At 58.3% G+C, this 24151-nt stretch carries 19 protein-coding genes; 15 read left to right on the plus strand and 4 right to left on the minus strand.

Going from position 1 to position 24151, the window contains the following annotated elements; genetic code table 11:
* The first annotated feature begins 1042 nt into the window (after window positions 1-1042).
* The 10 genes from Q0K07_RS08575 (at window position 1043) to thyX (ending at window position 12453) form a co-directional block, all read left to right on the plus strand.
* Window positions 1043-2986, plus strand: coding sequence for a sigma 54-interacting transcriptional regulator (locus tag Q0K07_RS08575; protein ID WP_294558470.1), 1944 nt, complete (start codon window positions 1043-1045; stop codon window positions 2984-2986).
* A 182-nt stretch (window positions 2987-3168) separates the two neighbouring features.
* Complete coding sequence (locus tag Q0K07_RS08580; RefSeq protein WP_294558472.1) at window positions 3169-5658, plus strand: pyruvate formate lyase family protein; 2490 nt, start codon at window positions 3169-3171, stop codon at window positions 5656-5658.
* A 39-nt stretch (window positions 5659-5697) separates the two neighbouring features.
* Window positions 5698-6171 (plus strand): TRAP transporter small permease, encoded by a 474-nt coding sequence (locus Q0K07_RS08585; protein WP_294558473.1) that lies wholly within the window; start codon window positions 5698-5700, stop codon window positions 6169-6171.
* Between the two features lie 10 nt (window positions 6172-6181).
* Window positions 6182-7459, plus strand: a complete 1278-nt coding sequence (locus tag Q0K07_RS08590; RefSeq protein WP_294558475.1) for a TRAP transporter large permease — start codon at window positions 6182-6184, stop codon at window positions 7457-7459.
* Between the two features lie 28 nt (window positions 7460-7487).
* Complete coding sequence (locus Q0K07_RS08595; protein WP_294558477.1) at window positions 7488-8507, plus strand: TRAP transporter substrate-binding protein; 1020 nt, start codon at window positions 7488-7490, stop codon at window positions 8505-8507.
* A gap of 159 nt (window positions 8508-8666) precedes the next feature.
* Window positions 8667-9587 (plus strand): glycyl-radical enzyme activating protein, encoded by a 921-nt coding sequence (locus Q0K07_RS08600; protein WP_294558479.1) that lies wholly within the window; start codon window positions 8667-8669, stop codon window positions 9585-9587.
* A gap of 73 nt (window positions 9588-9660) precedes the next feature.
* Entirely contained in the window at window positions 9661-9876 is a 216-nt protein-coding gene (locus Q0K07_RS08605; RefSeq protein WP_294558480.1) for a hypothetical protein, read from the plus strand.
* A 67-nt stretch (window positions 9877-9943) separates the two neighbouring features.
* A complete protein-coding gene (gene ruvA, locus Q0K07_RS08610) occupies window positions 9944-10549 on the plus strand; it encodes a Holliday junction branch migration protein RuvA (protein ID WP_294558481.1) in 606 nt (201 codons plus the stop codon).
* A gap of 24 nt (window positions 10550-10573) precedes the next feature.
* Entirely contained in the window at window positions 10574-11560 is a 987-nt protein-coding gene (gene ruvB, locus Q0K07_RS08615; protein ID WP_294558493.1) for a Holliday junction branch migration DNA helicase RuvB, read from the plus strand.
* A gap of 161 nt (window positions 11561-11721) precedes the next feature.
* A complete protein-coding gene (gene thyX, locus Q0K07_RS08620) occupies window positions 11722-12453 on the plus strand; it encodes an FAD-dependent thymidylate synthase (protein ID WP_294558483.1) in 732 nt (243 codons plus the stop codon).
* Between the two features lie 857 nt (window positions 12454-13310).
* Here thyX and Q0K07_RS08625 read toward each other — a convergent pair.
* The 4 genes from Q0K07_RS08625 to Q0K07_RS08640 all read right to left on the minus strand — a co-directional run bounded on the left by Q0K07_RS08625 (window position 13311) and on the right by Q0K07_RS08640 (window position 18685).
* Window positions 13311-13730 (minus strand): MucR family transcriptional regulator, encoded by a 420-nt coding sequence (locus Q0K07_RS08625; RefSeq protein ID WP_077071634.1) that lies wholly within the window; start codon window positions 13728-13730, stop codon window positions 13311-13313.
* Window positions 13731-14363: 633 nt separating this feature from the next.
* Window positions 14364-14870 (minus strand): hypothetical protein, encoded by a 507-nt coding sequence (locus Q0K07_RS08630; RefSeq protein WP_294558485.1) that lies wholly within the window; start codon window positions 14868-14870, stop codon window positions 14364-14366.
* Window positions 14871-14951: 81 nt separating this feature from the next.
* Complete coding sequence (locus Q0K07_RS08635; RefSeq protein ID WP_294558486.1) at window positions 14952-17879, minus strand: Rne/Rng family ribonuclease; 2928 nt, start codon at window positions 17877-17879, stop codon at window positions 14952-14954.
* 32 nt (window positions 17880-17911) lie between these two features.
* Complete coding sequence (locus Q0K07_RS08640) at window positions 17912-18685, minus strand: metallophosphoesterase (protein ID WP_367178879.1); 774 nt, start codon at window positions 18683-18685, stop codon at window positions 17912-17914.
* A 142-nt stretch (window positions 18686-18827) separates the two neighbouring features.
* Between Q0K07_RS08640 and Q0K07_RS08645 the strand changes: the two genes are divergently transcribed.
* From Q0K07_RS08645 to Q0K07_RS08665, 5 genes are all read left to right on the plus strand, one after another.
* Window positions 18828-19493: a 5-formyltetrahydrofolate cyclo-ligase gene (locus tag Q0K07_RS08645; protein WP_294558488.1), complete on the plus strand. Its 666-nt coding sequence runs from the start codon at window positions 18828-18830 to the stop codon at window positions 19491-19493.
* Window positions 19490-20212 (plus strand): polyphenol oxidase family protein, encoded by a 723-nt coding sequence (locus Q0K07_RS08650; RefSeq protein ID WP_367178880.1) that lies wholly within the window; start codon window positions 19490-19492, stop codon window positions 20210-20212. The genes Q0K07_RS08645 and Q0K07_RS08650 overlap by 4 nt, the downstream gene beginning before the upstream one ends.
* A 410-nt stretch (window positions 20213-20622) precedes the next feature.
* The gene (locus tag Q0K07_RS08655; RefSeq protein ID WP_294558490.1) at window positions 20623-22005 is read left to right on the plus strand and encodes an OmpP1/FadL family transporter; all 1383 of its coding nucleotides are present in this window, start codon (window positions 20623-20625) and stop codon (window positions 22003-22005) included.
* A 224-nt stretch (window positions 22006-22229) separates the two neighbouring features.
* Window positions 22230-22955 carry a RibD family protein gene (locus Q0K07_RS08660; RefSeq protein WP_294558491.1) on the plus strand — a complete coding sequence of 242 codons (726 nt, stop codon included), beginning with the start codon at window positions 22230-22232 and terminating at the stop codon, window positions 22953-22955.
* A gap of 140 nt (window positions 22956-23095) precedes the next feature.
* Entirely contained in the window at window positions 23096-24022 is a 927-nt protein-coding gene (locus tag Q0K07_RS08665; RefSeq protein WP_294558492.1) for a lysine exporter LysO family protein, read from the plus strand.
* Window positions 24023-24151 lie beyond the last annotated feature (129 nt).

The raw sequence follows: 24151 nt of genomic DNA on the forward strand, positions 1-24151 counted from the left end.
GTTCCTTCATGGCATCCTCCCTATGCCGACAATAAGAACTTTTTACCCTTTTGGCAATTAATGAGTCCTGAGCCTAGGGCATTCCTGCGGGGGGAAACTTTCTGCCGGAAGATACGGCCTGCCGTACTTCTGCCTGGGCGGAGTTTTCCCGGGAGCCGAATGCGTCTGCCGGAATAATCTGCCGGATTTCGGCGTTCCCCTGCCGGGGCGTGACACGAAAAATTTGGGAAATCTCCTTCACTCCGGCCATGTGATACGGGGGCAGGGCGTTTTTTCTTTCCGGTATCGTGGGGCGATCCGGCGCATCTGGTCAACATCCTTTTCCATGGCCAGTTTTTTCCCTGTGCCGTGGGCGAGCCTCTGGAAGTTTTTCTGCTCTCCGGGCAGAGCAAGGTTTCCGCCACTTGGATTCCGCTGTTTTTCCTGTAGTCCCGCGCTCTCCGGCAGAAGGGCAGGGGGGCTTTTGTCAGAAACGCTGCATGGAGTGCTGTATGCGTTATGGGTATATGGGGAAAACGGTCCGCACTTGTTGCTGAAGCTCTTTTCTGTGGTCTTGGTGTTGCGAAGAGAAGTACAGGGGAAAGGGAACATGTTCTTTCAAACTGTTCAGCCAATCCTTCCCGTTTTCCGACGCTCTGAGGCCTGTTTCCCCGACATGTGCGTTCCCGTTCAAGGGCGAGGGAGGGCTTTGTCGCCGGAGCGTTGTCTGTACGGGAAGAAACATATGCTTTGGCAGGCCATGCGTTCAGAAAAAAGAAAGTCTGTATCCATGGCGACGGTCCGGCAGGTGCTGAAGCGGATCCTTCCGGACAGTCGGGAACGTTCCCATACGGGAAAGAGATGCCATGTGTGTTTTCATGAAAAAGCCGGAAGCAGAAGCATGACCGGCATGCTGCGCCTGCGGGCAGATGAGGGGAGGAATCCTTCGGAATTTTCCGACAGGCCCTGCACCCGGAATTGTGCAAAAAAAGATAGTTGTCTATACCAAGAGAAGTGTCGTGGAAAACGGCGTATTTTTTAACAAGATGTTGGGATAGGCAGTATGTTGGACAATACTTCCCGGTATGACCGGCTTCTGGAACAGTGGGAACGGTTTCAGCAGGGCCTTGAAGTGGATACTTCCATTATACGTCCTGTCATTCTTGCTTCCTGGCAGCGGTGCCGGAAAGCGGGAATTCCTGTCGATGACTTTGTGTCCGACCGTTTTCTTCCGCCCTCGGAAAGAAAGGTTGAGAACTGCAGAGAGCTGCTGGAAGTTGCCGTACCGCTGATGGAGAAGTTCATTACCAGCATCAAGAAGGGCAAGTGCGTCATCACCCTGTATGATGCGACCGGGGGCTTTCTTTATAAAACCGGGCATCCCGACGATTTGAAAAAGGTGGAACATCAGCGGCCGGGGACCAACCATGCGGAGCTTTCGGGGGGCACATCCATCGTGTCCCTGGTGCTGGAGGAACGCAAGTCTTCGGAAATCTATGGTCCCGAACACTGGGTGAAGGCGGTGCATCATCGCCACGGCACGGGTGTTCCTCTTTTTCTGGATGGAAAGATGCAGGGCATACTCTGCTGTTCCCAGGATATTTCCGACTACTCTTCCCTGACGCTGGCCATGGTGGAAATGACCGCGCACATGATCGTGGATCAGTTCAACCTGAAATCATCCATGAAGGAAAAGGAAATCCTGCTGAAACTTGTGGATGAAGGACTGCTCTATGTGGATGTTTCCGGAAAAATTCATTACGGCAACGCCCAGTTCATGGACATTCTCAGGCTGGATTCTTTAAAGGATGTGTATCTCCCTGCTTCCCTTATGGAAAAACTGGCCCCTCAGGGAATATTCAAGCGGATCAGTCTGCAGGAGTTCCGGTTCGACATCAGGGGGGCGCATGTTTCCTGCATTGTCTCCTGTTTTCCGTTTGAAGAAAAAGGAGCCATTTTAAGCCTGCGCCGCCCCAAGCAGATGAGCGTATATGTGGCGCAGCAGGCCGGATATGTGGCCAGATATACGTTTGATTCCATTATCGGGCAGTCTCCCGAACTCAGGGCTTCCCTTAAACTGGCCCATTCTGCAGCGGAAAGCGGTATTACAACCCTTCTTTACGGCGAAAGCGGAACGGGCAAGGAACTGTTTGCACAGGCCATTCACAACGCCAGTGCAAGAAGCAGACAACCCTTTGTTGCGGTGAACTGCGGCGCCATTCCCCGCAGTCTGCTTCAGAGCGAGCTGTTCGGTTATGTTGAAGGCTCCTTCACCGGAGCTGCCCGGAAAGGACATCCGGGGAAGTTTGAACTGGCCGACGGGGGCACTATTTTTCTCGATGAAATCAGCGAACTGCCTTTTGAGGCTCAGACGGCCCTGCTCAGACTGATACAGACCAGAGAAGTGGAAAGAATAGGTGCTTCTCAGCTGCGCAGAGTCAATGTCCGCATCATTGCCGCAACCAACAAGGACCTGGGAGCGGAGGTGCGGCGCGGCGGCTTTCGCAATGATCTGCTCTATCGCATCAACGCGCTTACCATTAATATTCCTCCGCTCCGCCAGCGCAGGGGGGATATTCCCCTTCTTGTGGAAAGTTTTCTTCGGAAGAAGGCCGACGGCGGCAGCTGCCGTCGTTTTTCCGCCGCAGCCATGAAAAGACTCCATGAATGGAAGTGGCCGGGAAACGTGCGTGAGCTGGAAAATGTCATCGAGTGTGCAACGGCCGTCTGCTGCGAAGAGGAAATTTCTCTGGAACAGCTTGATTTCATTTTGAACAGAGGTTCCATGAACGACAGAATGCCGGAAGTGGTCTCCCCGGCGGTGAAAAGCTCCCATGAAGAGAGAACCCTGTCGCAGCGGGAACGTTCCTCACTGGAGGCGGTTCTGGAGGAAACTGAGGGCAATATCAAAAAAACAGCTGAAATTCTGGGTATTTCCAGAAAAACAGTGTATAATAAGATTCATAAGTATCAGATAAGAACAAGCGCGTACAGAAAACAGGCGTAATTTTGTGTAAATATTTTTCATGCGTAAAAAATACACATATTAACTGTTACCTTATTACACACTAGAGAAAAAGGGATCATGTTTTGTTATAATATAATACGTTGATATCACTAATTTTTATATTGCAGCCAGGTTTGGTATGCTTCTTGCAAAATAAAGAGCAAACATCAAGGAGGCATATCATGAGCTGCTGCACTTGCTATACGCCGCAGGAAGAAGTTCTCCAGGCCCTCAAGGAGGGGCGGGATAATCCGAATAAAGCTGCGCATCATCGTCTTTTCACCATTGCTGAGCGTTTTGTGGGGAAAACTCCCTACATCGACATAGAAAGGGGCATTCTGTTCACCCGGTCCATGAAGGAAACGGAAGGTCAGCCTCTTGTGCTGCGCTGGGCCAAAGCTCTGCGCTACATTGCGGAAAACATCACCGTGTATGTGGACGACGATCAGCTCATCGTGGGGCGCTGCGGCACGGATAAGTGCCGCTACGGCATTCTGTACCCTGAACTGGACGGTGATTTCTTCGCCAAGGTACTTTCCGACGTGGCCTCCCGGCCCGACCTGGCATGGCGTATCTCCGAAGAAGAGATCGAGCAGGTTTCCCGGGAGATATCTCCCTACTGGGAAGGGAAGACGCTGCACGAGGACATCGTGAGAGTGCTTCCGCCCGAGGTCAAACGCCTCACCTACAATGACGAAGCCGGACGCAATCCCCGCTTCATCGCCATGGAGTCGGGAACGCAGCGCGGGGGAACGACCTGGTGCCTGGATTATGACAAGGTGCTCAACCTCGGCATGGAAGGCATCAGAAAGATGGCGGAGGAAAAGCTTGCCGCTCTTGACCCGAACAATCCCGTCCATCAGGAAGAAAAGCGTCCTTTCTATGAGGCTGTGATCATCACGGCCGACGCGCTGGTGCACTGGGCAAGGCGTCATGCCGTACTGGCCCGGCAGAAGGCTGCAGAAGAAAAGGACCCTGTGCGCAGGGCGGAGCTTCTTCAGATTGCCGAACATTGCGAATGGGTGCCCGAGCATCCCGCCCGCACCTTCCGCGAAGCCATGCAGTCCCAGTGGCTGGCCCAGGCTTTTTCCCGCTTTGAGCACAGAACCGGCGGGCTCATCACCAACGGCCGCATGGATCAGTATCTGTATCCGTTCTACTGCCGTGACAAGGCGGCCGGTATTCTCACCGATGAGGACGTGATGGAACTTCTGGACTGCCTCTGGGTCAATATCGGGCAGTTCATTGATATTTCGATCACTCCGGTGGCCAGCGCCATGCAGGGCGGCTATGCCGCGTGGGAAACCGTGTGCATAGGCGGGCAGGACCGCATGGGACACGACGCCACCAACGAGCTTACCTACCTCATACTGCAGTCGCGCAAGGAAAGCCCTCTGGTTCACCCCGACCTTGCCGTAAGAATCCATCCCCGCACGCCGGAACGTTTTCTGCATGAAGTTGCGGAAACCATCAAAATCGGTCAGGGCTTCCCCAAGCTTACCAACGACGAGGAAATCGTCAGCCACTTCATGTCGCGGGGCGCGTCCAGAGCCGACAGTCTCGATTACACGCATTCCGGCTGCACCGAAATCCGCATCCCCAACCTTGATATGAATACGACGCCGCCCGTGCATCTGAATCTGGCGGCGGTCATGGAACTCACCCTGTTCAATGGGCATCTTCTGAAGTACAAGGATGAGCTTCTCACGCTGGAAACGGGTGATCCGGCTTCCTTTACCACCTGGGAAGAGTTTTTCTCCGCGTTCCGCACGCAGCTTACATACTGCCTCAAGAGCACGTTCCGCATCCAGTATCACATGCACAAGCTGCGCGGGAAGCATTTCGCCAGCCCGCTGGCCTCTTCGCTGCATGATCTGTGCATGAAGTACGGTGTGGATCTGCAGACCAGCGAACATATTCCCGGAAGCGTGGACAGCTGTTTCTTCGACTGTTTCGGCTATGCCACCACCGTGGATTCCCTGAGTGCGGTGAAAAAGCAGGTCTATGAAGAGAAGAGCATAAGCATGCCCCTGCTTCTGGAAGCGCTCCGTGCCAATTTTCAGGGCTATGAGGCCGTGCGGCAGATACTCATGTCTTCGCCGACATACGGCAACAATGACCCGTATGCCGATGCCATCGGCCTGGACATCGATACCCTGGCGCAGACTTTCTGCATCGAACACGAAAAGGAACTGGGCTACGATATGGGCCTGCGCATGGTTACCGTGACGGGCAATATCTCCCACGGCACCGATGTGAGCGCCCTGCCCAACGGACGTCTGGCCTTTACTCCCGTATCGGACGGTTCTTCCGCCTCCCACGGCGTGGAAACCAAGGGGCCCACGGGCATCCTGTTCTCCAACCATTATACCAAGAACTTCGGCCTGTCTCACTACGCATCCCGTCTGCTCAACATCAAGCTCAGCCCCAGCTGCGTCAAGGGAGAGAAGGGCACGCGCGATCTCATGTCTCTCATCCGTACCTGGTGCGATCTTCGTCTCTGGCATGTTCAGTTCAACATCATCAACAGAGAAACACTGATCAACGCCCAGAACAATCCCGATGAATACAGAAATCTCATCGTGCGCGTGGCGGGATACAGTGCTTACTTTACCGATCTTTCCAAGGCTATTCAGAATGATATCATTTCCCGTACCGAACTGAGTATGTAGGAATGAGGATTTCATCATTATTGCACAGGGAGATGTGATGTGAAGCGCTTATGGAATTATATCGACGGCTTCATAGAAAAAAGTTCCGTCATTCTGCTGTCGTTCATGTGTTTTTTCATTCTGCTTCAGGTGGTTTACCGATTCATTTTTCATGATTCCAAGCCGTGGACCGAGGAAATAGCCCGCTATCTCTTCATGTGGCTGACCTATTGCGGTGCGGCACTGGCCATGAAAAACGGTGCTCACCTGCGTATGGACTTTCTCCTTACCCTGGCAAAGGGCAGAGTGCGCAAAGCCCTTATGTTCATAAGTGATGCATGTATGTCCATATACTGCTTCATGGGCATTATTCTCGGTGTTCAGCTTCTTATGGAAGTAATGGAAATGCAGCAGACCTTTCTTTCGCTCGATATCTCCTTGTGGGGCGTGTATGTGGGCATTCCGCTGTTTTTCCTGCTCACCTTTCTGCAGAGCATTCGCAAACTCTTCATCGACAGCATGACGCAGGAATAAGGAGAAGCCCATGGATTCAACGATCATTATCTGCTTCTGCACTACGGCGCTTCTGCTTGTTCTTTGTGTTCCGGTATGTGCGGCCCTTGGCCTCGGCGTGATGGCGGCCATGATGTTCAGCCCCGAAGATCTGCCCCTGGCCATGTACGCCCAGCGTCTGTTCAATACGTTCGAGTCCTTTCCGCTCATAGCCATACCGCTCTTCGTGCTGGCGGGCGACATCATGGCCAGAGGTTCCCTTGCCGCCGCGCTTCTGAACATGTGCCGCAGGCTCTGCGGCCATGTGACGGGCGGACTCGCCCATGTGTCCATCGTCACCTGCCTGTTCTACGGCGCGCTTTGCGGCTCCTGTGCGGCCACTACGGCCGCTGTGGGCGGTTCCACCATTCCCGCCATGGTCAGAGACAAGTATCCCGCCTCGTTTGCCGCTTCCACCAATGCCGTGGCCGGATGCCTCGGAGCCATGATTCCTCCGTCCGTGCCGCTGATTCTGTTCGGCGCCTGCACGGATACCTCCATAGGCAATCTGTTCCTCGCCTCCATCGTGCCCGGTATTCTGTGGGCGGCCATGCTCATGGGCACGGCATGGTTCATATCGCGTAAAAACGGTTACGGCGTGATCGAACCTAGGGCGAGCTGGAAGAGCCGTCTGGAAGGCGTGTGGGCCGCCCGCTGGGCCATGGGTGTGCCGCTGCTGGTTCTGGGCGGAATTTACAGCGGTATCGCAACCCCCACGGAAGCGGGTGTTGTGGCCGTGCTGTATGCTGTCATCGTGGAACTTTTCATCCTGAAGAGTACCGATCTCAAGGGCATGTTCCAGATCTTCGTCCGCTCCGCCAATACCGTAGGACTGATCATGTTCGTGGTGGTGGCTGCGAACGGTCTGGGCACGCTGATGCTGTACTACAACCTGCACGACGTTCTCATCGAAAGCGTGACCACGTTTTCCACCAATGAATACGTCATCGTGCTCTTTGTCCTGGTCATTCTGCTTATCGTCGGCACGTTTCTGGACGGGGGAAGTGCCACGCTCATTCTTGCGCCGATGCTGACGCCGCTGCTGGCGAAATTCGGCGTGGACCCCGTGGTCTTCGGTGTGTTCATGGTCATCATGACCGGCATCGGCTGCTGCACGCCTCCGGTGGGTGTGAACATGTTCGTTGCATGCGGTATCAGCGGAAGTTCCGTGCGGGATGTGTCCCTGTCGCTGCTTCCCTATATCGGCATAAGTCTGGTAGTGGCGCTGATTCAGGTCTTCGTTCCGTGGCTCAGCCTCTGTCTTCTGTAGTCCCCTGTAACCTGAAAAAGGAGTTGGTATGAGCAGTATGAAAAAGTTTGGCGCGCTGGTTCTCATCGCCCTGGGTGTTTCTCTTTCTCCCGTTTGTGCGGAAGCCGCACCCAAGGTCATCAAGGTGGACGCCTCCGTCAATACCACCAACTGCCCGCAGTATCTGGCCTTCATAGAGATGAAGAAATACATCGAGGAACGCTCCGGAGGGCGCTACCGCGTCGATGTTTACGATTCCGGCAAGCTGGGCTCTCCCGCCACGGTGCTGCAGAGCATGAAGATGGGGACGGTGCATATCGCCATGGAATCGGCCGCCAACGTTTCTTCCTTCCTGCCGATACTCGGCGTGCTCGACTGCCCGTTTCTTTTCATGAACTCGGACGAAGCCGACCGTGTGCTGGTCAACAATCCCTTCGGGCTCAAGCTGCTTGATCCTCTCAACAAGGTGGGCATCAAGCCCGTGGGCTTCGCCCCCAGCACCTTCCGCTGGATGCTGATGAAGGAACCCATCAATAGCGCCGCCGACATCAAGGGACAGAAGGTGCGCGCCACGGCTTCCCGGATCGACAGAGAAAACCTGAAGGCCATGGGCTTCAGCCCTGCGGCTGTGACCGGTCCTGAAATGCTCAGCGCACTGCAGCAGGGCACCATTGACGGTGTGGCGCTTCCCGCCGACAGCGTTCCCACGGAAAGGTCCGTTGCGGAAGTCGCCCGCTATGCCATGGACTTTGAGCACTGCTACATGGCTTCGGTGCTGAGCTGCTCCGCCCGCTGGTTCAAGAGCCTTTCCCCGGAAGATCAGAAGCTGATGATGGATGCCATGCACTTTATGATCGAGACCCATGGCCGCATGGTCAAGGAAGTCAGCTCTGCCGACGCCATCAGGAAAAGCGGCTTGTACAAGGAAGTCATCATCACCTCTCCTGAGCTGAAGGCGGAACTCGTTGCGAGAACGGCCGGCGTGTATGACACCCTGCCCGACGACTGGAAGGCCGTGGTTGAGGAAATCCGTACCATCATCAAGGAAACCGCAGACCAGAAGAAATAGGCTGTGCGACACCGCCGCTTCAGGCGGAGGCTGCTCATGAAAATACGGAGGTTTCCCGGTTCGGAGCCTCCGTATTTTCACTATGGGGAAAGGAGTGCGGTGTTCTTCCCGGGATGCCGTGAACATACAGCGTCAAAGGACATGAGTGAGGTAAGGCACATGAAGGATGTGCAGGGATGTATTTTCAATATTCAATTTTATTCCGTACACGATGGCCCCGGTATCCGTACCGTAGTATTTCTGAAGGGATGCCCTCTGCGCTGTGCATGGTGCAGCAACCCGGAATCGCAGAACGTCTTTCCCGAACCGGGCTATAACGAGAGCAAGTGTCTTCACTGTCATCGCTGCCTGGCGGCCTGTCCTGCCGGGGCGCTTTCTCCGGCGGAGGATGGAAGCATCATCCGTGATGCTCACCTCTGCGATCCCCGGAAGTGCTCGGCGGACGGGAATTTCCCCTGCGCAAAGGCCTGCCCGGGAAAGGCCATGTTTTCCTACGGCCGTTTTGTCCGGGTGGAAGAGGTCATGCAGGAAGTGGAGAAGGATGGGGCCATATACTCGCGTTCCGGGGGCGGAATCACGCTTTCCGGAGGGGAGGCCCTCATGCAGCCGGAGTTTTCCGCGGCGCTTCTGGCTACGGCGCGAAGCAGAGGTGTCCATACGGCCATGGAGACATCGGCCTGTGCTCCCGAGAATGTCATGAGGGAAATATGCTCCCTTCTGGATTATCTCATCGTCGATATCAAGCTTGCGGATGATGCCGGCCATGTGGCCTGGACGGGAGTGCACAACGGGCGCATTCTTGCCAATATTGCCATGGCCAGGCGGGAATTTCCCTCTCTTCCCATAAAGGTACGCACTCCGCTTATTCCCGGCGTGAACGATACGGAGGAAAACATCGTCAACACCGTCAGGATCATCCGGGATTTCCATAACGTGGAATATGAGCTTCTGCCTTACCATGCACTGGGGGAACAGAAGTACACCTATCTCGGCCGGGAATACGGCATGGGCGACGTTCTGGCCGATTACGACAAGGTGAAGGCGCTGCAGCACATGGTGGACGAAATGCTCGGGCAGTAGCAACGGCGCTCTTCTCCGTATGGGAGAAGATCCGGGTGCAGCTTCCCGAATACGGCACGGCGGCATTTCTGCCATGACCGCCGAACGATTGTTCCGGGTTATGATTTTCCCTGCAGACAGACTGCGCGGGGAAATCATAACCCTTTTTCTGCTTCTGCCGCATGCGGTTTTTCTGCAGAAGAGAATGGGGAAGGGCCTGCCGGACATCCGGCGCACGTTTTTCCGCAAAGGGAACGGCGCGGGCGCCTTTCTTTGGCCGGGCGGAGCCTTCTTGCGTTTTTCTCTATAATAAAGTAGGCTATCTGATTGTATAAAAAGTAAATATTCCGCGCGGTTGGATGCGGGTAGGAGGGAGAATGCTTTCCTATGTCGAGGGGCGTGTGCTGGAGCGCACCGAAAACAGCTGTGTGCTGGTGACGGCCGGCGGTGTCGGTTATGAGATTTTTCTGCCCGAACACACGCTGGCGCAACTGCCTGCACAGGGGGAAAGCTGTGCCTTTTACACCAGCTTCATTGTGCGGGAAGACGCGCAGGAGCTGTTCGGTTTTTCCTCCTGGGATGAAAGGCTGACCTTCAACCTGCTCACGGGCATCAACCGCGTGGGGGCGCGCACGGCCCTTGCCATACTCTCCACCTTCCGGCCGGACGATCTGCGCCGCATTGTGGCCGACGACGACGCTTCCGCGCTGACCCATGTTTCCGGCATAGGCAAGAAGACGGCGCAGCAGATTTTTCTGGAATTGAAATACAAGCTGAAGGGCGATGCCCCGGTTTCCCTCTCCTCCCCTGCGGGGAAGGCGAATTCCGTGTATCGTGACGCGCTGACCGGGCTTGTCAACCTGGGGTATGACGAGGAAACGGCCGGACGTGTGCTCAAAGAGGTTCTGGAGAAGGATGCCGACCTTGACGTGGGCGAGGCGTTGCGTTCCGCGCTGAAGGCTCTGGCCAGAGGAAAGAAGTAAATGGCAGAATTCGTACCCAAGAGCATGGCGCCGGACAGTGCCGACGAAAACATACGCCCGCAGCGGCTGGAAGACTTCATAGGGCAGGAGGAACTGCGCGCCAATCTTCGCGTGTATCTGAACGCGGCCAGGGAGCGCGGACAGTCCATGGATCATGTGCTGTTCTACGGCAATCCGGGGCTCGGCAAAACGACGCTGGCGCGCATCATGGCTGCGGAACTCGGCGTGAATCTGGTGACCACTTCCGGCCCCGTGCTTGAGCGCAGCGGCGATCTTGCCGCCATTCTCACCAATCTTTCCCGGCACGACATTCTGTTTGTGGACGAAATCCACCGCATGCCCATCAGTGTGGAGGAAGTGCTGTATCCGGCCATGGAGGATTTCACCCTTGATCTCATCATCGGTCAGGGGCCTGCCGCGCGTACGGTGAAGCTGGACATAGAGCCTTTCACTCTGGTGGGGGCGACCACGCGCCTCGGGCTTCTTTCCTCCCCTCTGCGCGACCGCTTCGGCATTATCAGCCGTCTGGAATTCTATACTCCGGAGGAGCTTTCCCGCGTGGTGCGGCGTTCGGCCCGCATTCTCGGCGTGGAGGTGACGGAAGAGGGCGCGCTGGAGATAGGCCGCCGTTCCCGCGGTACGCCGCGTATCGCCAACCGTCTGCTTCGCCGCGTGCGGGACTTTGCCGCCGTGTACGGACAGGGCGTGGTGGACGGGGAACAGGCCCGCGCGGCGCTTGCCAGGCTGGACGTGGATGAGGCGGGTCTGGATGAAATGGACCGCAAGATCCTCACCGTGCTCATCGACCATTTCAACGGCGGCCCCGTGGGGGTGAAAACCCTGGCCGTGGCCTGTTCCGAGGAAATACGCACCATTGAGGATATCTATGAACCCTACCTCATTCAGTGCGGATTTTTGAGCCGCACGCCGAGAGGGCGTGTGGCCATGCCCAAGGCCTACCGGCACCTGAACCGCCTGTACGGCGGAAGCTCTCAGGGAAGCCTGCTGTAGATACGCCTTCTGAAGAGTGCTTTTGTACCTCTGCGTTTTCTGCAGGGCGTCGCGTTCTTCGAAGAAAAATCATTGTATGTTCACGATGCTGAAAAGGCGCAGGAGCGCGCCGCTTCAGCCCTTCAGTGCGTCATTCCGGCAAGCCCGGAACGGGAGGAACCATGCCAGAAATCAAAGCCCGTGTGGAGCTTTTGGCCTACACGCCGGATCCCCTTGCCCTCATCTATGCCGCCTTCCGTCAGTGCTATCATGCCGGTGACGTGGCGGACATGTGGCCCCGTCTGCTTTCCGGCGAGATAAGCTGTGAAAAGCAGGCAGAGTTTGTGGAAAAGATCATGGCTTCCGGCCATGCCAGCCCCATTGAGCATGTGAGTTTCACCTTCGCCCTTTCCGGGGTGTCGCGTGCGCTCACCCATCAGCTTGTGCGTCACCGCATTGCAAGCTACTCCCAGCAGAGTCAGCGTTATGTGGACGCCTCGAACATGAATTATGTCATGCCTCCCGCCATTGCCGCCGATCCGCGTGCCCGCGCCCGGTTTCAGGCCTTCATGGAGGAAGTGGGATCCGCCTACCGCGATCTGAAGGAAATGCTGGAAGAAGACGGCAGGGGATCCGCCGCCTGTGAGGATGCCCGCTTTGTTCTGCCGCAGGCCGCTTCTTCGAGCATTGTGGTGACCATGAACTGCCGCGCCCTGCTCAATTTCTTCGAGCACCGCTGCTGCACCCGCGCCCAGTGGGAAATCCGCGGGGTGGCCCGTTCCATGCTTTCCCTGTGCAGGGAAGTGCTGCCCGAAGTGTTCCGCCATGCCGGAGCCCGGTGCGAACGCCTGGGCTACTGCCCCGAAGGGGAAAAGTTCACCTGCGGCCGCTATCCTCTGCCCGCAAAACACTGAGCATAGCCGTCTGCCTTTTCTGCGCCGGACCATGGGAGCGTATCCTGGTCCGGCGTTTTTTTGTGCTCCGGCATGGTGCTGCACGGCAGGCATGCCCGGGAGAAGGACCGGAGAATTCTGCCGGCGGCCGCCCCGGACGCCGCAGGTCTTGTGTGCCGGGCAAAGGGCCGGAGTTTCAGAAGCAGGGCCTGATCGTCCGGGCAGACGCGGATTTCCGGCATGGGTACGCATGCTTTGCTGCAAAGCCTGTGCCCGAAAAGCCGAAGTATCCCTTTTGCAGGCCTTCTGAGGCGTTGTTCCGGATTTTTCTGTATTGAGAAGGTGCACTTTGCCCTTTTCAGCGCTCTGCGCCCGGCCTGCGCGGCGTATTGTCGCTTTTTTCTGTGGGCTGCCCATACGCCCGCTGCCTCAGCGCACGAAAAGGGGAAGGAAAGAAGGGATGTGTTTTGCCTTCGGAACCGGAAAGGGCCTTTCCGGCGCGGTACGGGGCGGTCCGGGAACTTTGGTATTCCCGCAGGGCGGGGCAAAGGGCCGTTCTGCATCTCAGTACGGCCGTTTTACGCGGGCAAGACAGTGCGACCCTCAGGCGGTGTCCGAGAGGCTTGGAAAGAGGCGGAGAAAAGAAGAGGGGGAAGCTTCGGAGCGGAAAAAGCCTGAGCTGGGAAGGCAGATCGTTCCGTATCTGTGGGAAGAGGCCGTCCGGTTCAGGTTTCGGGGCATGCCGGTGCGGCAGAGGAGGCCTTCTGCAGGTGTTTCATGAAGGGGAGTGGGGGGGCGTTGCATGACAGAGAAGGCCGGCTTCTCGGAAACCGGCCTTCCTGTGAAGAATAAGGAAATGGATCCATGGGGCGGCAGCCCTACTTCGCCGCCGCTTCACGAGCCATGGCGCGCTTTTCCCACAACTTCATATCCTTCATTTTCTGACGACGCGCACGCTGCAGTTCCTTGCAGGTGAGCGGAGTTCCCTTCTTGAATCCCCACTTGGCGCGATAGGAGGCAGCGTCGAGGCCATGGAGGATGAGATGCTTCTTGGTGATGACCTTGAAGGTCTTGCCGCATTCCAGGCAGACGATGCTCTTTTCCTTAATGGAGCGCTTGGGATCGACAACAGGCGCTTCGGCACTGGGGCAGGCTTCTTCCACTTCTTCACAGCAGTCAAGTTTCTTGAGCTTGCTGGAAAGAGAGGAAATCATTTCTGCCATTTCGTCCTCAGACATGACGCGGACGGAAGCCTGCGCCTTAACCAGTTCTATAGCGTGCTTGAGATAATCTTCCATAATGGCCTCCTTATAAGGAAATAGTATATCTTATGTAAACGCTATCAGCTTTTCTGTCAAATGCAAGGGAAGAAAAAGCAACCTGTTCGACATAAAAGATTTACGCCTCCCTTTTCCTAGTGCCGCAATGAAATTCGAGCACTACATGTCCGAATGCTCCATAGTTCCGCTTCAGAAAAAAGAAACGCTTTTTTTTAGGGAATGGATGATCCAGTTAAAAGAAGAGGTGTGAAAAGAGCCTTGAGCACACGGTGAAAACATTCGTGAACGGAAGCGGGAAGGGGGAGGGCATTCTTTGCACATACTTCTTTCCCCCATAAAAATACATGATAAGACAAGGGGTAAAACAGCACGACACAGGGAAGAGCCGTCATCATGCGGAAGTTCTTGCGCTCTTTTTTTTCGCGCAGTCTTGCACCGGGGGCTTCTTCGTCGGCATTGTTTTCTGTTTCTGTTTCATAATACGGAAGGAAAAGGGCGTTATTCGTGTGCCACGGAGGCGCGTTGAAACGCCGTATCCGGGATGCGTATTTTTTCAGGCATGGCGTTGCGGGAAGAAACAGAAAAGCGCAGCGCCGCCGGGGGGCGGAGCGCTGCGCTTCCGAGTTTTTGCGCAGAAGCAGATGCCGCGTGTCATTTCCCCTGTATGAGGTCGGCGGCCTGATCGAGCAGGAAGGATATGCCCGCGGCCAGAGCCTGCAGAAGTTCCCCGGCCATGGTCTTGAGTGCGGGCAGGCAGGCTTCCAGCCCGTCGCCTGCGGCCTCTGCCAGGGATGCGGCCATGTCGGCCGCGTGTTCTCCCAGACTTTTTTTCGGGAATCTGTCGGGGGCTATGGCTTCGGCGGCTTTTTCCACGGCGGCGGACACGTTGCCGCCGAGCGCGCGGCCGATGGTGTCCAGCTTGTCGAGAAGAAGGTCGATTTCGCCGGGAGTCAGGCCCGCTTTGCGGTTCTGTTCGATGGCGGGCAGAATGTCCTTTTCAAAGATCACATCGGGCAGGCTCTGCTTCAGGGCGTTCAGGGCGGATTCGTCCACGGTGCGGGGTACGGAAGGCACGGGCGGCACTTCTCCCTGCTGCTTCTGGTAGAAATAGAAGCCGCAGAGCGCAAGAAGCAGAAGAACGAGGATGGTTCTCAGCATGGGGGTCCTCAAAAAAGGCCCTGCTCCGAAAGGGGCAGGGCCTTCATGCTCAGAGCGTTGTACGGCGCGCCGCAGGGCGCGTTACTTCAGGCGGATTTCGATGTGCACCCCGAACTTTTCCTCAAGGGCCGCAATGCGGTCGCGCTTGCGGTTGAGAAGGTACAGGGCGAGTTCCGCGTCGCTTTCATAGATGAAGGTGGAAGGTTCGGAAGACTTGTCGTTCTTCTTCCCCTTGCCGTTGTCCTGCGATTTGCACAGCTTGCTCTGCAGATCGCGCAGGGCCTGAAGGGACTGCCATTCCATGTTGCGGCGCACGCCCGTGCCGTGACAGTGGGGGCAGGGTTCGCAGGAAATGGAAATGGCGGAGGTGCCGGTGCGCTGGCGCACCAGTTCCAGCAGGCCGAAGGAACTCATGTGCCCCACGTCGTGGCGGGCGCGGTCCTTGCGCATGGCGTTGCGCAGGGTGCGTTCCACCTCGCGGCAGTGGTTCTTGTCGCGCATTTCGATGAAGTCGATGACCACCTGCCCGCCGATGTCGCGCAGGCGCAGGTGGCGGGCGATGGCTTCGGCCGCTTCCATGTTGGTACGGAAGACCATGGCTTCAAAGTTGGTCTTGCCCTGGGTCTTGCCGGAGTTGATGTCGATGGCCATGAGCGCTTCGGTCTGGTCGAAGACGAGGCGGCCGCCGGAAGGCAGAACCACTTCGCGGCTGGTCACGGTTTCCAGCTGACGGAGCAGATTGAAGCGTTCCCACAGGCTCTGGCGCTGATCCTTGTGCAGCTTGACGATTTCACCGGCTCTGTCGGGGAAGATGAGCTTGGCGATGTCTTCCACGCGGGCCTTGGTGGTTTCGTCGTCCGTCCAGATTTCCACGATGTCTTCCGAAAGGTAGTCGCGCACGGAACGGGTGGCCAGGTCGGCTTCCTGATAGATGAGGGAGGGCGACTTTTCCGTGGGGGCCTTTTTCTGAATGTCCTTCCAGAGCTTCTTGAGGTACTGCAGGTCCTGCTGGATGCTGGCCTTGCTTGCCCCTTCGCTGGCGGTACGGATGATGACGCCCATGTTCTCGCCGGGCTGTATGCCGTTCAGCAGGTCCTTGAGGCGCGCACGTTCCTCGGGGTCTTCCACCTTGCGGGAAACGCCGATCTGTTCCTGCCCGGGAGTGAGCACGAGAAAACGCCCGGCAATGGAGATCCAGGTGGTGAGGAAGGCGCCCTTGGTGCCGGAAGGTTCCTTGACCACCTGCACCAGCACTTCCTGACCTACCTTGAGCACCTTCTGAATGGGCGGATACTTGGGGCCGTGCGAGGCGTCGTGAGGCACGAGATAGTATTCCGGGTGCACTTCGTCGATCTGCAGAAAACCGTTCTTGCCGTTGCCGAAGTTCACGAAGGCGGCCTGCAGGTTGGTGTCGATGTTGTTGATGATGCCCTTGTAGATATTGCCGCGGATTTTGACCTGATGAGCCATTTCCACGAAATATTCGGTGACCTGTCCGTCTTCGGTGATGACCACTTCCACCTGTTCGTCGGGCACCACGCTGACATAGAGCACGCGGCGCGCATGGGCGGCTTCCTCAGCCTCGGCCTTCTTTTCTGTTCTGGCGGGCTTTTCGGCCTTTTCTTCCTTCTGCGCCTTGCGGTTCCTGCTCTTGCCCCGTCCTTCCTTCTGAGCCGGGGACTGGGGCATGTCGATGCGGTTGCCGTTGACGGCGGCGTCCAGCGCGGCGAGGTCTTCCTCGGCCATGTCGCCGGAGGAAAGCGGCTGGGCCACGGGCTGGCCGGGCAGGGCGGGCTGCGGACCGTCGTCTTCAGGAATGAAGTCTTCTTCCTGACGGCCGAGCGCCACGCCGAGCACGCTGTCGTTCAGCATGGCGGCGTTGAAGTCGAAATCGTCCGGGATGGCGGGCACGGCCTGCGACTTGCGGTTCTTGCCCTTGCCCCTGTTCTTGCGTCCCCCGAAGGGGCTGTCGGACACAAGCGCCTGGGGCTGGTCGTAGAAATTCTGCTGATAGGAGGAGGGCAGGTAGGGGGAACCGTTGAACGCGGGCTGCGCGTCGCGGTTCTTGCGGTTCCTGCGGGAACGCTGATGGGGGCGGACTTCGTCGAATTCTCCGGGATAGGGCAGAATATGGGTGACGACGCCGTCATCCTGCCAGAGTGCGGAGGAGTCTTCTTCGGCGGAGGCCACATTGCCGATATTGTCCTCATCCTGCACGGAAGCTTCGTCACCGGCGGGGCGGACAGGCCTTTTCTCCTCCCTGCCGCTGCGGCGGGTATGGTGCTTTTCCTCTTCCTGCGAAGGCTCGTTATCCTCGTCGCCGGGAAGGACGGAGGCGGGGGGAAGCATGTCGTCGAGCACCAGGGCGGAACCTATGTGGACGATCTGTTCCTCTTCTTCATCGGGCATGTCCTGTTCCGCAACGGAGACGGGGGCGGACTCTTCCTTCTTTTTGCGGGAGGTGCGGCGGGTACGGGGCTTCTTGGCCGCAGCGGGGGCTTCCTGCGCGGCTTCGGCAGGGGCTTCCTGCGCCTCGTCTTCCTTCCGGGGAGCGGCTTCGGCCTTCTTCACGCGGCGTTTCTTTTCCGGAGCGGGAGCTTCGGATGCCTGCTCCATGGTCTCGGAGGAGGGGGGAAGCATGTCGTCGAGCACCAGGGCGGAGCCTATATGAATGATGTTTTCTTCCTGCACGGCTTTTTCCGCGCCCGCGGCGCGGCGCGTGCGGCTCCTGCGCACCGGCTTTTCCTTGGCGGCGCTTTCCGCTTCGGCGCTTTCGTCTGCGGATCCGGCCTTCTTCACCGTGCGGCGGCGGGGCTTCTTTTCCTCCGTCTTTTCGGCGGAGGCGTCTTCGCCGGCTTCAGCGGAAGCTTTTTTACGGCTTCTGCGGGCGGGCTTCTTTTCTTCGGCGCCTTCCTGCGCGTTTTCTGCAGCGGTTTTTCTGGTGCGGCGGGGTTTGGGGGTTTTGATTTCTTCGTTGTTCTCTTCGGGAAGAACGGGGTTCTGACTCATGTGATCCTCAAAAAAATAATGCGGCGCCGGGATTACGCAAGCCTGCGAAGCGAGGCCCTCACGCCCGATTCATCCAGGGTGAACAGGGCGTAGGCTCCGGTGGAAAAGGAACCGGGGTTGACGACAAGCGTGCGACCGACGCGTTGTATGCCTGCAGATTCATGGATATGCCCGCACAGGCAGGCGGCGGGCTGATATTCCTCTATGAAGTCCCGTATGGCGGTGGAGCCGACATGAAGGCCCCCGTCGGTACGGTCGCAGACGGTGTTGTACGGAGGGTTGTGCGCCACCAGCACGAGCTCCCGGTATTGGGAAGCGCGGCGCGCAAGATCCTCCAGCCATTCCGAAAAACGTGCCTCTGGAAATTCCGATGGCGTTCCGAAGGGGCTGAACGTGGAGCCGCCCACGCCGAGCAGGGCGACTTCCGGGCTCAGTTCCCGCACGTTGCGGTGCAGGTTGATGCCCTTGGCCTCAAGCCAGTCATTCACCTCCGCGCGATCCATGTTGCCTATCTGGGCAAGTATGACGGGATGCACGGCCTGAAAGGCCTCGATCACCGTGCGGGCGGCGGCAACGCCTCCCAGCGTGGTGAGATCGCCGGTAAGAATGACTCCGGCCGCATGTTCCAGCTCAGGGATGTCTCCCGCACGGCGGATGCAACCGTGAATGTCGCCGAGCACGATCCAGACGCGCCCGGAAGAGGGCATGTCCTTGGTATCCGCAGAGCCGGCAAAACGTGTGAGACGCGCCGACAGGGAGGAACAGCTCGGAATGTACGGAGCTGATTCCGGAACGGGGCTTGGCATGTAGGGAAAATCCTTTTCCGCTGGTGCGGACGAAAATATCCGCAGAACTGTTCTGCTGCACGCACTATAGACTACTTTTTTCCGTTTGACAAAGGGGGGAAGGCGGGCAAATCTGAACGGGCAAGGCAGAGGGGTGTTTTTTATGGATTTCTTTTATGCGGATGCGGAATTTTCCGCCGGAGGGAACAGCACCGTGGAGCTGTGCGGCCGTTCATGGCAGGACAAGAAGACCCTTCGCCGTGTGCTTTCCGGCAGAAGAAGAGCGCTTGCCGCAGGGGAGCAGGGCGCGGAGCGCTGCCTCCGCATGCAGCGGCGGCTTCTGGAAAGTCCGCTCTGGGCGCGCTGTCTCCGGGTTGCGCTCTACATGTCTCTGAAGGGGGAGGCCGACACCTCGGTGCTGCTCGACGCGGCGTGGAAAAGCGGGAGAGAGGTGTTTCTGCCGCGTTGCCGCAGGGGCGAGCCGGGATGCATGGACATGGTGGCCTGCCGCGGCCCGGAGGAACTGGAACTATCCCCCATGGGTATTTGGGAACCGCGCATGGAGGCTTCCTCCCGCCTTCTTTCCCGGCAGGAGCTGCAGGCAGGAGAGGCGACGCTGCTTGTCGTTCCTGCCATGGCCTTTGACAGGGAAGGCTTCCGCCTGGGCTACGGCGGCGGCTATTACGACCGCCTGCTTGCCGGCGCCTCATGCGCCAGCGCGGGCCTTGCCTTCCATGAACTTGTTTTCCCCCGCCTGCCCCGCGATGCGTGGGACAGACCTGCGGGAGCCGTGTGCACCGAGGAGGAACTCTTTTGTATCCGGCCATGATTCCTTTTCAGTTTCCGGGCATTCCCGGCGTGGGCTGCGCCTTTTTCACGAGGGCTTTCGGTTCCGTTTCCCTTTCCGGCGGAGAGCAGAGGGAGACTTCCGGCAGGAGGAGAAGTTCCATGGCTTCCCTTCTCGGCGCGGAAGCCTTTGCCGAGCTGCATCAGGTGCACGGCGTGCGCACGCTGTTCGAGCCTGAGGCGCAGAACCCCCTGCAGACGCCTTCGGAACAGGCCGACGGCATGGCCACTTCCCGCCCCGGCCTTGCCCTCATGATAAAAACGGCGGACTGCCAGCCCATTCTTGTGGCACATGCCTCCGGGCGCTTCGTCATGGCCATACACGCCGGGTGGCGGGGCAACCGGCAGCATTACCCGCAGAAGGCCGTGGAGGAGTTCTGCCGTCATTATGGGCTTGAGCCGCGCGATCTGTGGGCCGTGCGCGGGCCGAGCCTCGGCCCGGCGGCTTCGGAATTCGTGCATTTCGATGAGGAATGGGGGCCGGAATATCTTCCCTGGTATGATGAGGCGCGCCGCAGCGTGGATCTGTGGCAGCTGACCCGCAGTCAGCTGGAAAGCGCGGGGCTTGCCCCCGGGCGCATCCTCGGCCTTGACCTGTGCACCTTCGACAACTGGCGCATGTTCTTTTCCTATCGCCATGCCCGCCGCGAGGGCAGCGAGGACGGCCGCCAGGGAAGCTTCATCTGGATTCGTTCCGCATAAAGGCATGAGGGGGAGCTGAGGCTCCCCTTTTTTGTGGCCGGTTGAAATTTTTTGCTTCGCGGCACGGCCGCCCCAGACGCGGAACAAGGAAAACAGGCCGTTTCGATTCATTTTTTTTCCATGCACGGCCGGAGGACGCAAACGCTTGCGGCACAGGGGCAGGGCCGTTTTTCCGAAGCGGGCGTGCGCGGCGGTGAAATGTATTATATCATATTTTTGATGGAAAACTTAGCAATCTACCATAAAATAACGGTTTATTTTTTTTACAAAGAGAGCTAGGCATAACGCATGCATGATTTCCGATGCCGGAGAGAGGCCGGTTTCGGAGAATTTTTTTCTTCTCTTTTTCGGAAATGATGCGCCTTTCCGGGCACCGTCCGGGCAAAATCATCCCACTTTCGAGGATTCCCATGAACGTATCTCGTTATGCGATGCGCGCTCTTTGTCGTGCCGCGCGCCATCAGGCCAGATTTGTCGCTTCCTCCCTGCTTGCCTTCGGGCTGGTGGCGGGCAGCGTTTCCGGCGCTTCCGCCGAAGGTTTCGCCATCACCGAATGGAGCGCGCGAGGCATGGCTCTCGGCGGCGGTGCAGGCGGCGGCATGGTGGCCCGTGCCGATGATCCCTCGGCCGTGGCCTACAACCCCGCGGGCATCACGCAGGTTCCCGGCACCGCCACGCAGATGGGCATGGCGGTTTCCATGCTGAATTTCGACATCAGCCGCGCCGATACCGGAAAGACGGTCTCCACCTCCGATCAGGCCTGGCCCATCCCCCATTTCTACGTCACCCATCAGCTGAACGACAACTGGTGGTTCGGCGTGGGCGCCTTCACCCGCTACGGCCTCGGTTCCCAGTTCCCGGACAACTGGACGGCCCGTTCCAGCAGGAGCCCCTTCCCGGCCGGTATCCTGTCCAGCGGCATCAAGTCCGTGACGCTGCTCTCCAGCACCATCAACCCCAACATCGCCTACAAGATCAACGATGTGTGGTCCGTGAGCGCCGGTGTGAGCTACACCTGGGGCTATCTCAGCCTGAATGAGCAGTACAACATGAGCATGGGCGACATGATCCTCGGCCATGCCGACGCGCGCATCCATTCGGAAAACGGCTATGCCTTCGGCTACAACTTCGGCCTGCACGCCCGCTTCAACGATGAGTGGAGCGCCGGCCTCACCTACCGTTCCCGCGAAGACATGACCTTCAACGGCAGCACCCGTTTCCGCTTCGCCGGCAATCCCACGGCCGTGGGCAGCCTGAAGCAAGTCATGGAAAACTGCAATGCCGACGGCAAGCTCTCCATTCCCGACGTCGTCACCCTGGGCGTGATGTACAAGCCCCTGCCCAACCTGAGCTTTGAAGGCGACGTGGCCTATACCGTGTGGAGCCGCTACCGCAACCTCACCATCAACATGCACAGCGACAGGACGCCCACCTTCTTCGAGCAGAAGAACTGGCGCGACACCTGGGCCTTCACCTTCGGCGTGGAATACGAGCCCCTCGACTGGCTGACCCTGCGCGCGGGCTTCACCTACGAAACCTCGCCCCTCAAGGACACCAACTGCTACGACTACCTCGTGCCCTCCAACGGCCGCAACTACTACACTCTGGGTGCGGGCTTCAAGTATGAGAACTGGACCCTCGACCTCGCCTACATGTACATCGACGTGCGCGACATCAACTACAGCAACCGCATAGGAAAGCAAGGCAACGTTCCGCTCATCAACACCTATGAAGGCAAGGCGCACAACAGCTATGCCCACAACTTCGGCCTGACCATAGGCTACAGGTTCTAAGCTGCGCTTCGCGTGTTATGCAGAAGGCCCCCGCTCCGGCAGGGGCCTTTTTTTGCACGCTTCCGCCCCTCTGGCCTTTTTCTTTTTTTCCGGTAAGATGGCCCGGCCGTGGAGCAGACGGCCTTCCGGCGCAGGCCTTTTCCGGCATGCGGCGGAACAGGATCCGCAGCTGCGGCGTTTCATGTGAATTTTTCCCGGAAAAAGCGGGCACAGAGGATGATGGGATGATGGAAAACGTGCAGAACCTGCAGGAGAGGCCCTATGTTGTCTGTCACATGGCCATGTCGCTTGACGGCAGGGTGACGGGGGACTTCCTGCGCGAGAGCCGCTGTGCTTCGGCCCTGCAGGCGTATTACCGCATCAACCGCGACTATGCCGCAGGCGCCTTTGCCTGCGGCCGTGTGACCATGGAGGAGAGCTTCACCCATGCCTTCCGGCCGGACCTTTTCCGCTTCAGGGAAGCGGTGATTCCGCCCATGGATCATGTGGCCGACGAGAATGCCTCCTTCTTTGCCGTGGCCTTCGACAGACACGGAAGCCTCGGCTGGAAGGGCCCGCGCATAGAGGATGACGATCCGGGCTACGGCGGCGCGCACATCATCGAAGTGCTCTGCGAAGGCGTGCCGCAGGCCTGCCTTGCCTACCTGCAGGAAGTGGGCGTGTCCTATATCTTTGCAGGAAAGGACGATATCGACCTGCCGCTCGCCCTGCACAAGCTCAAGTCCATTTTCGGCATACGGAAGCTGCTGCTGGAAGGCGGAAGCCTGCTGAACGGCTCCTTCCTCCGGGCGGACCTGGTGGATGAACTGAGCATCGTGCAGGTGCCCGTTACCGGAAACGCGCAGGATAAAAGCCTGTTCGACCGGGGCGTGACGGCCTTCTTCCGTCTGGGGGAGATGGAAAGGCTTGAGGACGGAGCGGCCTGGCTGCGTTACCGCAGGGCGCGCTGATTGTTCCGGCGAGGCACGCGCCTGCGCCGTTTTCCTTCACGGCGGGCCGCAGGTGCGGCATGACTCGCCGGTGAAAGGGGCGCTTGTTTACGGGCGCTTTTTCCGGCGTCGGGCCGGAAAGGGCTGTTACGGAGGCATGGATGATTCTGGAAATGGGGCTTATTGCGGGGGGCGTGCCCGCAGGCTGGCTGCTTCGCCATCGCGACACCGTGGTGAAGGCGGTGAACACGGCTCTCGTGTGGACCGTGCGCATCATGCTTTTCCTGCTGGGGCTTTCTCTGGGGCAGGACGATCACCTTATGAGCCAGCTGAGAAATCTCGGGCTGTACGCGGCGTGCATCAGCACGTTTTCCGTGGCCGGGTGCTTTGCGGCGGCCTGGATTCTCGGGCGTTTCGTCTTTCCTGAATACGCCGCCGGCAAGGGCGCGGGAGAGGCGGGGGGAAGGGCGGCGAACGCCTCATCCTTCGTGGCTCTGGGCTTTTTCGTGGCCGGGGCGCTGCTCGGCAGGCTGCATGTTCTTCCCGAAGGGGCGGCCGCCGGAGAGGCGGCGGTATGGGTGCTCTACCTGCTTCTGGTGCTTGCGGGCATGACCGTGGGCTTCGACCTGAAGGCCCTCGGCATCGTGCGGGAAATGAAGTGCCGCATCCTGCTCATTCCGCTGGGCGTGGTGGCGGGTACGCTTCTGGGAAGTGCGCTTGCCTGGCTGCTGCTTTCCTCCTTTTCCAGTCTTTCCCTGCCGGAATCGCTGGCTGTGGGCGCGGGCTTCGGCTATTACAGTCTGGCTACGGTCATCATGACGCGCCTCGGGGATGCGGCGCTCGGTTCCGTGGCCCTTTTGTCCAATATGATTCACGAGGCGCTCGCGCTGCTGCTGCCGCCCTTTGTGGTGCGCTTTTCCGGCAGGCTCGGGCCTGTGCTTGCGGGCGGGGCGGCCGCCATGGATACCTGTCTGCCCGTCATCGCTCAGGTGAGCGGTGAGCGCTGCGCCATTCTGGCGGTGTTTTCCGGCATGTGCCTCACGCTGCTTGTGCCCGTCATCGTGCCGCTTCTCATGGCGCTTCGCTGAGGCGCTCCTTCTGCCGGAAAAAAAGGCCGCATTGCTGCGGCCTTTTTCTCTGGAGAAACGCTAGGCTCAGGACTCATTAGTTGCCAAAAGGGTAAGAAGTTCTTATTGTCGGCATAGGGAGGATGCCAT

Origin of the sequence: uncultured Mailhella sp. (assembly GCF_944324615.1) — a bacterium.
Lineage (GTDB): Bacteria > Desulfobacterota > Desulfovibrionia > Desulfovibrionales > Desulfovibrionaceae > Mailhella.